Origin of the sequence: Paenibacillus sp. MY03 (genome assembly GCF_002165585.1) — a bacterium.
Lineage (GTDB): Bacteria > Bacillota > Bacilli > Paenibacillales > Paenibacillaceae > Pristimantibacillus > Pristimantibacillus agaridevorans.
This window is the reverse complement of the sequence record NZ_MXQD01000028.1, coordinates 96,196-111,903: the sequence shown is the minus strand read 5'-3', so window position 1 is coordinate 111,903 and position 15,708 is coordinate 96,196. Positions and strand designations below refer to the sequence as shown.

Here is a 15,708-nt window from a genome sequence, read left to right as displayed (position 1 = left end):
CGGTTTTTCTTTATTTTAAAAGGTATCAAAGCAAGGAGCGTGAGTGAAACATGAATGCCATACTGAATATATATCGTCGTTCGCCGTTCTGGGCGACCTTTGTTCTTATTATGTTGAAGATGGCCTTATTCCGTCAATTTAACTTCGGAACGGTGCAGATCGATCGCCTGCTTGCAGACGCGGCTGCCGTTCTTGTCATTTTATGCATCGCGGAGCTTCTCACAACAAGCCGCTGGAAGCCGCTCGTATTCGGGGCCGTAAATGGACTGCTCGCGTTCGTATTGTTCGCTTGCACCGTATATTTCTCCTTTTTTGGAAGTATTCCGACGTATACGGCACTGAGCGGCCTTGATCAGGTAGGTCAGGTTGGAGAAAGCGTTAAGTCTGCGATCAACCCTAAGTTTTACTTGCTGTTCCTCGATCTTGTGGTCCTGATTGCATTATCGCTGATCGTTATGCGCGGCAAGACATCCAAACACGGAAACAGCGGAGCGGGCAAGCCGCTTTATGTCGGCATTGCGCTTGTCGTGGCGTTAGGCGCGTCGGTCTTGTACATCCGCTCTGACCTGCACATCTCCAACGAGCTGGTGCAGGCGCAGCGCCTTGGCGTTCTGAATTATCAAGTAGCTACAGCCATTAACGAGCGCAAGGAGAACCAGGCGATTAAGGATGGCGATCCCAAAAAAACAGCGGAAGCGCTCGCCGAGCTTGTGGGCGGACATTTTGGCGGAGAAGCGACAGAAGCAGGCACGCCGAAGCTGTTCGGCGCGGCCAAAGGGAAAAACGTCATCGTCATCCAGCTGGAATCGTTCCAGGATATAATGGTTGGCTTGACCGTAAACGGCCAGGAGGTTACGCCGGTTCTAAACGACTTGATCTCCGATGAGGAAAGCTTCTATTTCACCAACGTATTCCAACAGATCGGTCAAGGTAATACTTCCGATGCGGAATGGAACGTCAACACGGGCATCTATCCGACAGGCACGGAACCCATGTCCAAGGGCTACGGCGACCGCGCCGTACCGGCATTGCCCAGACTGCTTGCGTCCGAAGGTTATGTGAGCAACACATTCCACGTTAACGATGTCACGTTCTGGGATCGCAATCAAATGTATCCCGCGCTGGGTTTTACGAAATACTATGATAAACCCGATTTCAAAAATGATCAGTTCAATGCGCTCGGCGCCTCGGACGAAGAAATGTATCGGGTCGGATTCGACGTGCTTAAGCAGCATTATGAGGAAGGCCAGCCGTTCTACGCCCAATTCATAACGACATCGAGCCATCATCCGTTTTGGGTACCGGAAAAATTCAAGCATATCGAAATTCCGGCATCCCTTGAAAAGAAACAACTGGGCTATTATATCGAAGCGACAAACTATACGGATTATGCGTTAGGTCTGCTGATTGAGAATCTGAAGCAAAGCGGTATGTGGGACGACACCATGCTTGTCATCTATGGCGATCACTTCGGCCTGCAAGCCAAAGAGACGCCTGTCGAATTCGTCGAAGAAGAGCTCGGCATCCAATACGATGACCGCATCGGCCGCTTCAACGTTCCTTTCCTCGTCCATGTCCCTGGCGTGCAAGGCGAGACCTCCGCTCAAGTCGGCGGCCAAGTAGATATTATGCCGACGATCGCGAATCTGCTTGGTCTCGATCTAAAGGAGAAGGGCGCAACCGTCTTCGGCAAAGACTTGATCAACACGACTCGGAATGTCATCGGCATGCGTTATTATTTGCCGACAGGATCATTTTTCAACGATGATATTTTGTTTGTCCCGGGCGAAGGTTTCGACGACGGCAAAGCTTACGATATCGAAACGATGGAGCCCGTCGCGGACTTCAGCCAGTATCGTCAAGATTACGACTATATCCTTAGTTTGATGAAGCTGTCCGATGAATACGTGAAGCTGCTGCCGAAGCGATGATCTCAAGCATCGCGGTGATAACAAAAGCAAGCGCCTATCCCTGGGGGATGGGCGTTTTTTGCATCGTACCGAAAAGGGAGACGGAAGTTTGGGGTTAGATATCGGCAAGTAGCGGTTAGAAAGCTTGTAGTGTTAAACTAAAATAAAAAAGCAGGACTGTGCAAGCTGCAGACTTGGCAGAACGGAGGAACAGCTATGCCGCACGAACATAACGCCAGCGGTACGGGGGAGAGCGGGCTGGACGCAGAGGCGATCTTGGCGGAACACCGCCGCTGGTTCGAACGCGGAGCGACAGCGGATGCCGCGTTTCGCATCGGGCAGCTGCGCAAGCTAAAGGAAGCGATCGCGAAGCATGAAGCGGCATTGTTTGGCGCGCTGTACAAGGATCTGCGCAAGAGCGAAGCTGAAGCTTTTGCAACGGAGATCGGTCTCGTGCTGGGCAGTATTACGTATATGATTAAGCATATACGGAGGTGGATGAAACCGCGCAGGGTTAAGACGCCGCTGACGTTGTTCGGCAGCCGCAGCAGGCTGGTCTATGAGCCTTACGGGACCGTTCTTATCATCGGACCGTTCAATTACCCCGTCCAGCTTGTGCTGGAGCCGCTAGTCGGCGCGATCGCCGCGGGCAACTGCGCGGTCGTCAAGCCGTCCGAGGTAACTCCGCATGTGTCGGCCGCGATTCGGGAGCTGATCGCGGACACCTTCGATCCCGCCTACGTAAGAGTCGTGGAGGGAGACAAAGAGGTGACTTCGGCGCTCATCCATGCGCCTTTCGACTATATCTTTTTTACCGGCAGCACGGGGGTGGGGCGCATCGTGATGGAAGCCGCGTCCCGCCATTTGACGCCGATTGCGCTCGAACTGGGCGGCAAAAGTCCGGCCATTATCGATGCGACGGCCAATCTGGAGCTTGCGGCGAAACGAATCGTCTGGGGCAAGCTGATCAATGCGGGGCAGACCTGTATCGCGCCGGATTATCTGCTCGTGCACGAGTCGGTAAGGGAGCGGCTGTCGGAGCTGCTCCGGAACTCCGTGCGGCAGTTCTACGGCGACGATCCCGCAACAAGCGAGGATTATGGGCGAATCGTAAGCGAGCGGCAATACGACAGGCTTGCGGCGATCATAGAAGCCGACGGGAAACGCGTTGTATGGGGAGGCCAGCGAAACCGGAGCGACTTGTACCTGGCTCCGACGCTGATTGACGCGGGCCAGGCTTCCGAGGACGGGAAAGGCGTCGCGGCGATGGAGGACGAATTGTTCGGTCCGATTCTTCCCATGCTGACTTTTGCTCGCCTGGAAGAGGCAATCAACTTCGTTCGCGGTCGCAGCAAGCCGCTTGCGCTGTATCTGTTCACGGAGGATGCAGCGGCGGAGCAGGAAGTGATGGGCAGGCTCTCCTTCGGAGGCGGCTGCGTCAATGACACCTTGTCGCATATCGTCAACCACCATCTTCCTTTCGGGGGAGTCGGCTCCTCCGGCATCGGCGCGTACCATGGCAAGCACAGCTTCGAGCTGTTCTCTCATCGGAAGAGCCTGCTCAAGCGCACGACGCGTTTTGAGCCGGGCCTCCTGTTCCCCCCCTACAAGGGGAAGCTCAAGTGGGCAAGGAAGGTCATGAAATAAACCATAAAAGACGAAACGCAGCCCCATGCGGTTTCGTCTTTTTGGCGTTCGCGCTTGTCAGTCAGTTGTGCGGATGCCGCAAGGCTTGTCTTCCCATCCCTTCTTCCTCCTGCTATAATGTTGAGCATCTTGGGAGGAAGGTGGCGAAGTTTTGGAATCCACGTATGCTATTCTGCTTGTAGACGATCAAGTAATCGAGACGGGGACGATACGCACCATTATCGAGAATTTACGCTTGCCTCTGCAGGTATCGACCGCTTCGAACGGCGAGGAAGCGTTGGAATTGCTTCGTTCCGACAGCTTTGACATCCTGTTTACCGATATTAAGATGCCCCGCATGAACGGCCTCGATCTGGCGCGTCACGCCAAACTGCTTAATCCGTCTGTTCAGCTCATTATATACAGCGCCTTCGGCGAGTTCGAATACGCCAAGGAAGCCATCGACCTCGGAGCCATCCATTATTTGCTGAAACCGCTTGATCGAGAAGAATTCGCTGCCGTCATGGACAAGGCGATCGAGAAATGCCGGAAGCACCGGGAGCTTCAGGCCTCGGGCTTCGATGACCGCTCGTCATCCGATGAGGGTGTGCAAAGGGGAAGCGAACTTCCAACAGGGAGCGGATCCGACGAGAACACGCGCAAGGTGGTCCGTGACGTCCAGGCGCTTATCCAATCCCGCTATGGAGATTCCGGACTTAGCGTGGATTATTTGGCCTCGGAAGTTTTTCTTTCCGCCAGCTATCTCGGCCATCTGTTTAAAAACCATACGGGCCAAAACCTGGGCAAATACATCATTGCGGTACGGATGGAGAACGCGAAGAGACTGCTCGCGACGACCCATACGAAAATCGCCGAGATTGGCCAAGCGGTCGGTTACCCCAATCCCTCTTACTTCTCCATGTTGTTTCGAATGCAGTTCGGCTGCACGCCCGTGCAGTATCGGGAACAAGGCGACCGGTCATGAGAGGGCTGCTTCGCGCGTTTCGCGACATGCCTCTCCGCCAGAAGCTGATTTTGTCCTATTGCATCGTCATCATTCTGCCGCTTAGCGTTCTCGGCGTTTATTCGTACGGGAGCGCTAACGAAGATTTAAAGCGCCAACTGAACACGTCGGCGGTGACGGCGGCCAATCAGCTTTCCTCCGAGCTTGGCTACCGGTTCGAGCGGCAGGAATACCCCATCAAATCCATCGTCTTTAACCCTAAAGTCATAAACGCCGTTACGAACCGCGAGATCGACGTCTATCAATTTGCCGTGGAAATGAACGAGGACGTGGAGCCTATCTTCTGGAACTATCTTTTTTTTATGTCCGAAATGAAGGAAATCGTCATTTATTCGGAGAACCGCCAGTCTCCATTCGGCAACTTTATTCAGCCGGCTTCTCTTGTCCAGGAGGCAAAGTGGTACAAAGAGACCGTCTTTGATACGGCAACCCGCTGGTGGAGCGACGGCGAGAAGCTATTTGCCACGCGCAACATTTACGAACCGGGGCAAAGCATTCGCCAAGGCATCCTGTACATCGAATTCGATTTCGATCGTTTGATAAACGAAGTGATATGGAAAGTGGGCGGAGACGACCGCATCGCGATAGAGAGCCATACCGGAGATTCCATATTCTCGACATTTAAACAGGACGAAGGAGAATCGGCGACCGGTGGTGATTATTTGAGCTATCGCAGGGGCATCTCCGATTCGGGCTGGTCCATGTTCTATTATGCCAGCACAAGCCATATCGGAGAGCGAACGGAAGATATTCTTAAAGCGACCTTCGTAATGATCGTCATCTGCGTTGCCGTGTTGTTCGTCATTGTGCTGCTCTTCTCCCGCACGCTCCTGCATGGACTCATGAAGCTGAACGAGAGAATGAAGCGGGTGGAGGAAGGCGAGCTGGACATCATGGTTTCCGCGGCGTCCAAGGATGAGATCGGACAGTTGACGAATCGGTTCGGCCATATGCTGAGGCAGATCAACGTGTTGATCGAGGAGGCGTACGTAAACCGCATCGCCCGCAAGGAAGCCGAACTGGCCGCGCTGCAAGAGCAGATCAAGCCACACTTTCTGTACAACTCGTTGTCGCTGATCAATTCGCAGGCGATCGGAAAAGGCGCGTTCGAAGTGAGTCGAACCGTCACGCTGCTTGCCAAATTTTACAGGACGGCGCTCAACAAAGGCAGGGAACAGATTTCCGTTCGGGACGAGATCACAATGGTTCAAACGTACGTCGAAATCCAACAAATCATGTCCGGGCACGCTTTCGAAGTCGTGTACGAGTTGGACGAGGCCATCTTCCGGCATGCGATGATTCGGATGATTCTGCAGCCTCTCGTCGAGAACGCGATCGACCACGGTCTGAAGGAGAAGCTTGAAGGAGAGCGGCTCCTTACGCTCAAGGGCTACAAGGACGGAGAAGATTTGGTGTTCGAGATACGCGACACGGGCGTGGGGATCGAAGAGGACGAGCTTATGCGATTGCTGTCCGAACATTCGCCTGGTTACGGCCTTCGGAACGTCCGGGAACGGATTCGCCTTTCCTTCGGCGAGCCTTACGGGGTATCCCTGGCAAGCGAAGTCGACAAGGGCACGACCGTCACGGTCCGCATGCCGCTCAACGCTGACGCCTCACTTTAGCGATTTTCTGATAGATATCGATAAAAGCTTATATATCCGGCCTTATTGTCCCTGTCCTATACTTAAGTTGCAGAAAGAAACAGCGATGCCCGGGATCGCAACTTCCAATTCGAACATAAAAGGGATGTGTGCCGTACGTGAAAAAAATGATGTTTACCGTCGTATCCATGCTGCTGGCAGCCACAATGGTCTTGGCCGGATGCGGGTCAAATAATCAGCCTGCTTCGCCGGATGCGGGTCAGAAAGTCCAAGAGGCCGGAACGGGTTCGTCCAAGGAGCCGAATGAAACGGGCGCCAAAACCAAAGTTCGTCTCTCTTATTGGAACAAAGAAGAAAGCATGGCGTCTTTGCTGGCCTTGATCGAAGAGAAACTGCCTAACGTGGACCTGGAGTATCAGTTCATTGATGCGACGCAATATGACACGATCATCAAGACGCAATTGGCCGCGGGCGAAGGGCCTGATATCGTAGGCGGATTAATCGACGACACGACGGTAAAGCTGGGCTACTTCGAAGATTTAACGGGTCGGTTCGCTGGCAAGTACCACGATTCGGGTACTTCCTACGTCACCTTCGAAGGCAAACTATACGGACTTCCGCAAGCGAGCTGGTTCAATGGCGTGTATTACAACAAAGATTTATTTGCTCAATACGGTTTGACGGTTCCGACGACGCTGGACGAATATTTTGCCGTCGCCCAGACATTCCTCGACAACGGCATCAAACCGCAAGCCATCGGGCTCAAAAACGCAAACGTCGCGATGCAGTCCTTCATCGCATTGGCGCTGAACGACCACATCGGCACGGCGGAGGGCAAGGACTTCGACGAGGCTTTCCGAAAGGGCGAAGCGACGATGAAGGAAGCGTTGCTGCCGGCTCTTCAGACGTGGACGCAGTATCTGGAACGAGGCATCTTTACCAAGGACATGCTCGGCTTGGAAGAAGAACAGGCGATTGACGAGTTTACGAGCGGCAAAGCGGCGATGTTCCAATCCGGTCCTTGGTACATGGACACGTTCAATCAGAAGAACCCCGACATGAACATCGGCATGTTCCCGAATTTGGGGACGAAAGGCGGAGCGGGCTGGATGGTCGGCGGACCGGGAGTCGCGTTCGGCATCAATGCCAAGTCAAAGGTCAAAGAAGCCGCGTTCGAAGTGCTGGAGCTGCTGTCGACTCCGGAAGGGCAGCAGGCATACTGGGAAGATAATAAAGGCGGTTCCTCCTACTTGAAAGGCGTCGTGTTCGAGATGCCGGAAGAATACGCGGATGCTCAAGCCGCATTCGAGCAGGGCAACGTGTATTTCCCTCCTAACGGCTGGGGAACGCTGCGCAATCCCATCATCGACGAGCTCGGCAAAATGATTCAGGCCGTCGTCGGAGGGCATGCAACGCCGGAACAGGCGTTGGAATCGGCCGACAAAAAAGCCGAATCGCTTAGAAACAAATAAAACACGGGGAGGCGGCGTCAAACGACGGTGCGCCTCCCTTTTTATTACCCCCTAGAATGGATCAAGAAAGGAGGCGAACCGGATGGGTTTGACAAAATGGAAAATGAACGGCCGCCTGGAGCCGACTTACGCGCTGCTCCTGTTGCCGGCGCTCGCCATCTACGGTCTGTTCTTCATTTATCCCGCGCTTAGCACGTTCGTCTACAGCTTTACGAATTGGTCCGACATTAACCCTCGCGATGTGGAATTTGTCGGCTGGAAAAATTACAAGGCGATATTCCGCGAAGAGATCTACATGACCGGCATTCGAAACACGCTCGTCTACGCGCTCATTTCGACGCTATTGATCAACGCGCTCGCCATCCCGCTGGCCGTGGCGCTTAACAGGGGATTCAAGACGCGCGCGCTGCTGCGTTCGGTCTTTTTCCTTCCCGCTGTATTTAGTCCGCTGATTATCGGGTTCCTATGGAGCTACCTGTATTCCACGTCGGATTTCGGGCTCATTAACCAAGGACTTGCGGCGATCGGCATCGGCAAAATCAACTTTCTCGGAGATGCGAATATTGCCCTTTACGCGGTAATCTTTACCCAAGTGTGGCAGTGGGCGGGCTACAACATGGTCATCTATCTGGCCAATCTGCAAAGCATCAATCCCGAATATTACGAAGCCGCCCAACTCGACGGAGCCGGTCCGCTGCAGTCGTTTCGGAGCATCACGCTGCCGCTGCTGGCTCCCGCGATCACGTTTTGCACGGTCACGGTCATGATCAGCGGACTCAAAGTATTCGATATTATTTATTCGCTGACGTCCGGCGGGCCCGGCCACGCCACGGAAACCATCGTTTCGTTAATGGTCAAGAAGGGGCTCGGGGAAGGCTTCTACGCTTTCGGTTCCGCCTTCGGCATATTGTTTGTCGGCATTGTCGGCCTCATTACGTATTTGCAGCTCAGGCTGGTCAGACTTTGGGGGGAGCGCTAGATGAAACGGATACGCGAAAGCAGCTTGAAACGGCGGTTCGGCCTCCGGCTTGGAGAAGCGGCGATGTGGATCGCGGCTGCCGTCTTTATTATTCCCGTCTACTATTTGTTCGTCACGACGTTTAAGACGCCCGAGCAAGCTTTGCTTCATCCGCTAGGACTGCCGCAAAGCTGGTTATGGACGAACTATGCGAACGCGCTTCAAACGATGCAATTCGGCAGGGCGCTTTCGAACAATCTGATCATTAGCGCAGGCGCCGTGACAGGCATCGTCTTGTTCGCTTCCATGGCGGCCTATACGCTCGCGCGCAGGCGCCGCGTTTATTCCCGCGTTATTTTCGGCATCTTTCTCGCGGGGATGATGGTGCCTTACCAGATGGGCATTCTATCGCTGTTCAAGCTCATATCCGAGATGGGGCTCATGAACACCCTCACGGGCGTCATTCTGATCGAGATCGCATATGGCCTGCCTTTCTCTATTTTCTTGCTGAAGGGCTTTATCGAATCGACGGTGCCGCTCGAGCTCGAGGAGGCCGCCAAAATAGACGGGTGCTCGGTGTTTCGAACCTTTGCGTCCATCACGCTGCCGCTGCTGACGCCGGTCGTCGCGACGGTGACGATTCTAAACGTGCTGGCGACTTGGAACGACTTTATTACGCCGCTCCTGTTCCTTCAATCGAGGGATAAAGGCGTGTTGCTTCTGGAAGTTTTCAGAAATATCGGACAATTTTCGGTCGATTGGACCAGTCTGTTTCCAATGTTGTTCCTATCCATCGCGCCGCTGCTCCTGTTCTATTTGATCCTGCAAAAGTATATTATCGCCGGCATGACAGCCGGATCGCTAAAAGGCTGACCAAGGAGGCGGGGAAAGTTGAAGCAAGGTTTTGTATATACGGGCGCGAATACGGGGGAAATTTCATTTCCTCTCGGCGGAATCGGCACGGGAAGCATCGGTTTGTCGGGCAACGGCGGACTGATCGACTGGCAAATTCGCAACCGTCCGGCCAAATTCAGTCTTAACGGTTTTTCGTTTTTCGCGGTCAAGGCGGAGCGGGAGGGGCGCACCGTGCTGGCCAAGGTCGTCCAGGGAGACAAGCAACCGCCGTATTCGGGAGAAGGCAGGGGGCGATTCGAGGGCTACGGCTTCGGTCCGCGACGCGGACAGATGGCCGGCTTTCCCCACTTTCGCGACTCAACGTTTCGGGGCGAGTTCCCGATCGCCGAGCTCGGTTTCGAGGAAGATGATTCCCCGCTTGCCGTCAAGCTGACCGCGTTTAATCCGTTTATCCCGATGAACGAGCGGGACTCGTCGCTCCCCGTCGCGATATTCGTCTACGAGGTGGAGAACCGGTCGAAGGATGAACTGGACGTTTCGCTGGCGGGCTGCGTTTCCAACCCGTTTTCAAAAGGATCGGTCAACATCTCGTTTCGGGACGATGCCATAAAGGGCGTCACGCTGTCCACGGCGGCCATCCCCCCGGCGGATCCGGAATACGGGGAAATCACGCTGTCGACAGACGCTCCCGACGCCAGCCTGCAGACCTACTGGTACCGCGGCGAATGGTTCGACAACGTCACGGTATTCTGGAAGGAATTTTTGCGGCCGGGCCGCTTGCCCGAACGCGAATATGCGGAACCTCGGGATCTTGACGTCTACCGGGTCGTGGAACAAAACTTCGATACTTGCAGCGTGGTCGGTCACCAGACGCTTCGGCCGGGCGAGCGGGCGACATTTCGATTCGTTCTGGCTTGGCACTTTCCATGGGCGGTCAACGACTGGAATCCATTGCCCGAGGGCAGCTCGTTGGAAGGCAAATGGAAAAATTATTACGCTACCGTATTCGAAGGGGCGAGGGCCGCGGCCGCCTACGCGCACGCCAACTACGACCGCCTGCTCGGGGAAACGATGGCGTTCAAGGAGGCGCTGTTTCAATCGACCTTGCCGGAAGCGGTGATCGAGGCGGTATCCGCCAATCTGTCGACGCTTAAGTCTCCTACGGTCATGCGGCTAACGGACGGTTCTTTGTACGGTTTCGAAGGTTGCCACACGGACGAAGGCTCATGCGAAGGCTCGTGCACGCATGTATGGAATTACGAGCAGGCTACGGCCTTCCTGTTCCCCGCGCTGGCGCGTTCCATGCGATCGCTCGATTATGCCTATAACCAGTATCCCAATGGGAAGATGGCTTTCCGGACGATGCTGCCCCTTGGACGGGAGAAGTCCGATTACCACGCGGCGGTCGACGGTCAGATGGGAGCTATCGTACGGACGTATCGTGAATGGAGGCTGTCCGGCGATACGACTTGGCTGAGGAAGCTGTGGCCAGCCGTCAAGAAGGCGCTCGCGTTCGCCTGGGCTTCGGATAACGAGCACGGCTGGGATCGCAATCGGGACGGTATTCTGGAAGGCGCCCAGCATCATACGCTGGACGTCGAGCTATACGGCCCCAATTCGTATCTTAACGGTTATTACCAGGCGGCGCTGCTGGCCGCGGCCCGCATGGGGCGGGCGCTCGGCGACGGGGATGCCGATCAGTACGAAACCATGTACCGGCAGGGAAAAAGCTGGATCGACGCCAACGCGTTCAACGGCGAATATTACCATCAGCTGCTGGATCTGTCGGATCCCGCCTATCCGGTCGACCCGGAGCTTGGAGAGATCAAATATCAAATCGGTCAAGGCTGCCATATTGACCAAGTAATCGGCCAGTGGCACGCGCGGGTGGCCGGACTGGGGGACATATTCGAGCGCTCGCAGGTTCGAAGCGCGCTGGCCAGTATTTATCGCTATAATTTCGCGTCGATGAGGGAGCATGCCAATTCGAACCGGGTATACGCGCTCAACGACGAGCGGGGCGTGCTGGTGTGCACGTGGCCGAGAGGCGGGCAGCCGCTCGTGCCGGTTCCTTACGCGGATGAGTGCATGACGGGCTTCGAATACCAGGCGGCAAGCCACATGATCTACGAAGGTTTGGTCGATGAAGGGTTGTCTGTCGTCCGAGCGGTGAGGGAACGTTACGACGGCGTGAGGCGCAATCCATGGAATGAATTCGAATGCGGCAGCCACTACGCCCGCGCGATGTCTTCTTATGCGCTGCTGCTGGCCATGAGCGGTTTTCAGTTCGACATGAGCGATGGGGAAATCGCTTTCTCGCCCGCAACGAAGGAGAGAGAGCTCTTCCGCTCCTTCTGGGCTGCCGGAAACGCTTGGGGCACGGTAGAGATGGTGCCGGGAAGGGTTGCGCTGCAGGTGTTGGGCGGCGAGCTGCGTTTGAAGTCGATTCGAAGCAAGCGACTGGAGGCAGTCGCCGAAGCGACGGTACGATTCAATGAAGGAGGGATGGAGTGCCGCGTTGATGGCGGCAGGGCGATATTGGCCGAGGATGTCGTTGTGCGGGCCAAGGAAAGTTTGATCATGAACTATTGAGGAGGAAAAAACGTGAACGATCGTATGCGAGGTTTGGTATCGACGTTGCTTTGCGCGCTTCTCGTGTTTGGATTAATGGCATTTCCTTATTCATCGACCGAGGCCTATTATTCGGAACCGGATTATCCTCATTATTCGACACAATTATTGGCAAACGGCGGCGCCGAGTCCTTGAGCGGAGGGGGAGCTTCCGGATGGCTGGGCTGGTATGCCGGTTATTCGGTCGATAGCTCTGACGCCCGTTCCGGGACCCGCTCGTTGACATGCGAGCTGGCAACGGCCGGCGAATGCGGCGCTTATCAGTATATCGAGCTTAATCGGACGGAGACGAAGCCGCTTAAGGTGAGCGGATGGAGCAAAGCCCAAACCGCAAGCGGCAACTTATCCTCCGACTATTCCTTGTGGGTGGACCTGACGTACGCCGACAATACACATCTGTACGGCGAGGCCAAAGCGTTCCAGACCGGGACCCACGATTGGGAGCAGGCTGCCTTTTATATCGATCCGGAGAAGCCGGTCAAAGCCGTCACCGTATATGCTTTGTTCCGCAACAAGACCGGCAAGGTCTGGTTCGACGACTTGTCCGTCGAGGAGCTGCCAGCCGATCTGCTTCCGGGCGGCGCGTTCGAATCGCCGGTCGGCGGAGAGATCGCCGGTTGGGGTTCGTGGAAGAGCGGTTACGCGATTGCCGCCGGCGAAGGCAGGGGAGGCAGCTCGGCGGTTAAAGTCAGCAGTTCCGGGACGAGCTCGGAATACGGCATTTATCGGACGGCTACTCTTAACCGGACTACCGTCAAGCCTTTGCTCGTCAGGGGCTGGAGCAAAGCGGATTCCGTAAGCGGCTCGCCGGGATCCTCCTATTCGATCTATGCGGACGTAACGTATGCCGATGACACCCAAGAGTGGGGATTATACGCGGCGTTCGAAGGCGGAACGCATGATTGGGAGCCGCAGCAGCTGTACATCGCTCCGGCCAAGCCGGTCAAATCGGTTGCTATCTATGCGTTGTTTAACGGTCGGAGCGGCACCGTCTGGTTCGATAATTTCTCGCTGGAGGAGTTGCCGGATCACATCGCCGGAGGGGCGGTCATGGGGAAACGCGATCCCGCGACGACGGGCACGGAACTGCTGGCTAACGGCACGCTTCAGAACGTGGCCGGAACCGCGATCGAAGGCTGGGGTTCGTTCGGCAAGGGCTATACGATCGAAGCCGCCGGCGGGCGGGGCGGTAGCCGAGGCGTCAAGCTAAGCAACGCTTCGGGCACGGACGCGTCCGGCATTTACCAGACGCTTCATGTCAACCAAAGCACGCCCAAGCTGATCGTTTTTAGCGGCTGGAGCAAGGCCGCCAATGTTTCCGGAGACATCGATCGAGGTTATGCCTTGTACATGGACGTGTTCTATACGGACGGAACCAGTCAATTCGCTTTAACGGCACCATTTGCGACTGGCACGCAGGATTGGACAAGAGGACAGCTGTACTTCCAGCCGCAGAAGCCGGTCCAGACGATATCGGTTTATGGCATTTTCCGGGACGGGCACCAAGGGGATGTCTGGTTCGACGACTTCTCCGTAAAGGAAATAACGACGGAAGCGGCCGTATTCGAAGATGCGCTGGTCACTCCTCTGCCGTATCAGGCAGGCACGGCTTACACGACGCTTCAGACCATGGACGGACTGGAGTTGTCATTGGGCGAGCGGGGCGTCTCTTCGTTGAAATGGAATAGCGGCGAGCTGGCTTCGGCCGGTGTCGCATCGGGATTTCTGGTCCGCGATCACGAATCGGATTCCGACGTTTATGCGTTCGAGCGATTGGCGGGCAACAACCCAGGTTCGTTTAATGGTCTCGCGGATCAGCTTGACCTCGAGATCGAAGCCGATTTCGAGGTGCTGCCCGAAGGGATTAAAGTATCCGGTCGATTGTCGGATCTCAGCGGCGACGACCGGGCCGTGACATTGACCTTTGCCCTGCCGGTGAACGCGGAGGGGTGGAAGTGGGGCGATTACGTCCGCGGCGAGAGGACCATCCAGACGGGACAGGCCGGCAACGTATACAGCAACAGCCAAATTCCCGACTTCGAGACGGGACCGTTGTCCATCTATCCCATATCCGCAATCTATGATCCGGCAACGGGAGCAGGTTTGTCGTTGGGCGCGGACTACAACAAGCCGACGCATTACCGGCTCGATTACAACGGCAGCACGAAGCAACTGACGATTACGTTCGAGCTTGGCCTTGCGCCAGATACCGCGAATTTCCCTTCCGCGGCGGACTTCGGATTCGTGATTTACGGGTTTGACGGGGAACAGGGTTTCCGCGGCGCGTTCGACAAATACATGGATCTGTTCCCGGAGTTTTACGAGGTCCGGATACCGGAGCAAGGCATCTGGATGCCGTTTGCATCCATTTCCGACATACCGGATAACGAGGACTTCGGATTCCGCTTTAAGGAAGGCGACGACGACCCCGTGGATACGGCTTATGCCAACGCCAACGACATTTTGGTATTCCACTATCAGGAGCTGTCTTCCTGGTGGCAGAGCATCGACCCGCAATCACCCAAGACGGTTGCGACAGCGGAGAGCGCGAGGGACGCGGCAGCCTTGCTCGGGGAGGAAAAAGCGCAGATGGCGCAAGCCGCGGCCATGCGCAATCCGGCAGGAGATCCGTACCTGCAATGGCTGGATACTCCCTGGAACGTAGGCGCTCTCTGGATGATCAACGCTAATCCGGACTTGCCGGGCGATTCCAACGGCTATGAGATGTATTTTAGCGAGGATAAGATGGACGCACGCTACAACACGACCGGTCCGAAGCCGGACGGCGAATATTTGGACACCCTGGACGGTTGGCCTTATACGCTCAACTATAATCGGGATCACTTCGAATACGCAATAGCGCCGCTGGTCTTCTCCAAGGTAACGAAGCGGCCTGCCGTACACCGGGCATTCTCCAGTTGGGAAGCGACGGTCCGCCTGGCGGACGAACTTCATGGAGACGGCCGGCTGCTGATGGCAAACGGAACGCCTCACGCCTACTCGATGTATATGCCTTGGCTGGACGCGATGGGCAACGAACGCAATTGGCTCGGGGCGGGAGACACGTTTAACCCCGACACGGACGAGACGCTCAGCAAATACAGAACGCTGTCGGGAGCGAAGCCATACTTGATGCTCCAGAACACGAATTTCAGCAAATTCGGCAACGCGTACATGGAGCGCTACATGGAGAAGCTGCTTTTTTACGGCATCTTCCCGAGCGCGTTCAGCGCCACGGCGGACAATGCGACGAATTATTGGAAGAATGCGAGCTTCTATGATCGCGACCGGGCATTGTTTATTCGTTACGTGCCGATGGTGAAAGCCGTAGCCGAAGCTGGCTGGGAGCCGCTCACTTTGGCAAGCGCCGACTCCCCGTCGGTCGCGATGGAACGATACGGCGAAGGAGACGAAGTGTATCTCACGTTCATGAACCAAGGAACTTCGGCCGTTACGTCGACTATATCGTTCGACGGCCAGGCCATGGGACTGGGCACGATGATTGCTGCCGAGGAATTAACGGCCGGCATGCCGCTTTCCCTTGTTGGCGAGCAATTCTCTTTAACGCTTGATCCGGAAGAAGTGAAGGTCGTCAAATTGATCGCTGAGCCTTAAGAACCAAAGAGGT

The 15,708-nt window shown here is 55.6% G+C and carries 9 protein-coding genes; all 9 read left to right on the top strand.

Translation table 11 applies throughout. The features are described 5' to 3' along the window. Positions 1-50: 50 nt before the first annotated feature. The 9 genes from B1748_RS20890 to B1748_RS20850 all read left to right on the top strand — a co-directional run bounded on the left by B1748_RS20890 (position 51) and on the right by B1748_RS20850 (position 15,695). A complete protein-coding gene (locus tag B1748_RS20890; protein WP_087569877.1) occupies positions 51-1,931 on the top strand; it encodes an LTA synthase family protein in 1,881 nt (626 codons plus the stop codon). Positions 1,932-2,126: 195 nt separating this feature from the next. Beyond that, entirely contained in the window at positions 2,127-3,557 is a 1,431-nt protein-coding gene (locus B1748_RS20885) for an aldehyde dehydrogenase (protein WP_087569876.1), read from the top strand. Between the two features lie 151 nt (positions 3,558-3,708). Then, positions 3,709-4,521: a response regulator transcription factor gene (locus tag B1748_RS20880; protein ID WP_087569875.1), complete on the top strand. Its 813-nt coding sequence runs from the start codon at positions 3,709-3,711 to the stop codon at positions 4,519-4,521. Further along, positions 4,518-6,185: a sensor histidine kinase gene (locus B1748_RS20875; RefSeq protein ID WP_087569874.1), complete on the top strand. Its 1,668-nt coding sequence runs from the start codon at positions 4,518-4,520 to the stop codon at positions 6,183-6,185. The genes B1748_RS20880 and B1748_RS20875 overlap by 4 nt, the downstream gene beginning before the upstream one ends. A 146-nt stretch (positions 6,186-6,331) precedes the next feature. Continuing rightward, on the top strand, positions 6,332-7,636 hold the full coding sequence (locus B1748_RS20870) for an ABC transporter substrate-binding protein (RefSeq protein WP_256975806.1): 1,305 nt from the start codon (positions 6,332-6,334) through the stop codon (positions 7,634-7,636). A gap of 82 nt (positions 7,637-7,718) precedes the next feature. Beyond that, positions 7,719-8,615 carry a carbohydrate ABC transporter permease gene (locus tag B1748_RS20865; protein ID WP_087569872.1) on the top strand — a complete coding sequence of 299 codons (897 nt, stop codon included), beginning with the start codon at positions 7,719-7,721 and terminating at the stop codon, positions 8,613-8,615. Beyond that, positions 8,616-9,467, top strand: coding sequence for a carbohydrate ABC transporter permease (locus B1748_RS20860; RefSeq protein WP_087569871.1), 852 nt, complete (start codon positions 8,616-8,618; stop codon positions 9,465-9,467). Between the two features lie 18 nt (positions 9,468-9,485). Further along, a complete protein-coding gene (locus B1748_RS20855; protein WP_087569870.1) occupies positions 9,486-12,041 on the top strand; it encodes a GH116 family glycosyl-hydrolase in 2,556 nt (851 codons plus the stop codon). A 12-nt stretch (positions 12,042-12,053) separates the two neighbouring features. Next, a complete protein-coding gene (locus B1748_RS20850) occupies positions 12,054-15,695 on the top strand; it encodes a hypothetical protein (RefSeq protein ID WP_087569869.1) in 3,642 nt (1,213 codons plus the stop codon). Positions 15,696-15,708 lie beyond the last annotated feature (13 nt).

What these genes read in the sequence shown, in the direction of transcription:
- B1748_RS20870 (WP_256975806.1), top strand. Translation starts at nt 6,332, where the DNA reads ATGATGTTTACCGTCGTATCCATGCTGCTGGCAGCCACAATGGTCTTG.
- B1748_RS20890 (WP_087569877.1), top strand. Translation starts at nt 51, where the DNA reads ATGAATGCCATACTGAATATATATCGTCGTTCGCCGTTCTGGGCGACC.
- B1748_RS20875 (WP_087569874.1), top strand. Translation starts at nt 4,518, where the DNA reads ATGAGAGGGCTGCTTCGCGCGTTTCGCGACATGCCTCTCCGCCAGAAG.
- B1748_RS20865 (WP_087569872.1), top strand. Translation starts at nt 7,719, where the DNA reads ATGGGTTTGACAAAATGGAAAATGAACGGCCGCCTGGAGCCGACTTAC.
- B1748_RS20860 (WP_087569871.1), top strand. Translation starts at nt 8,616, where the DNA reads ATGAAACGGATACGCGAAAGCAGCTTGAAACGGCGGTTCGGCCTCCGG.
- B1748_RS20885 (WP_087569876.1), top strand. Translation starts at nt 2,127, where the DNA reads ATGCCGCACGAACATAACGCCAGCGGTACGGGGGAGAGCGGGCTGGAC.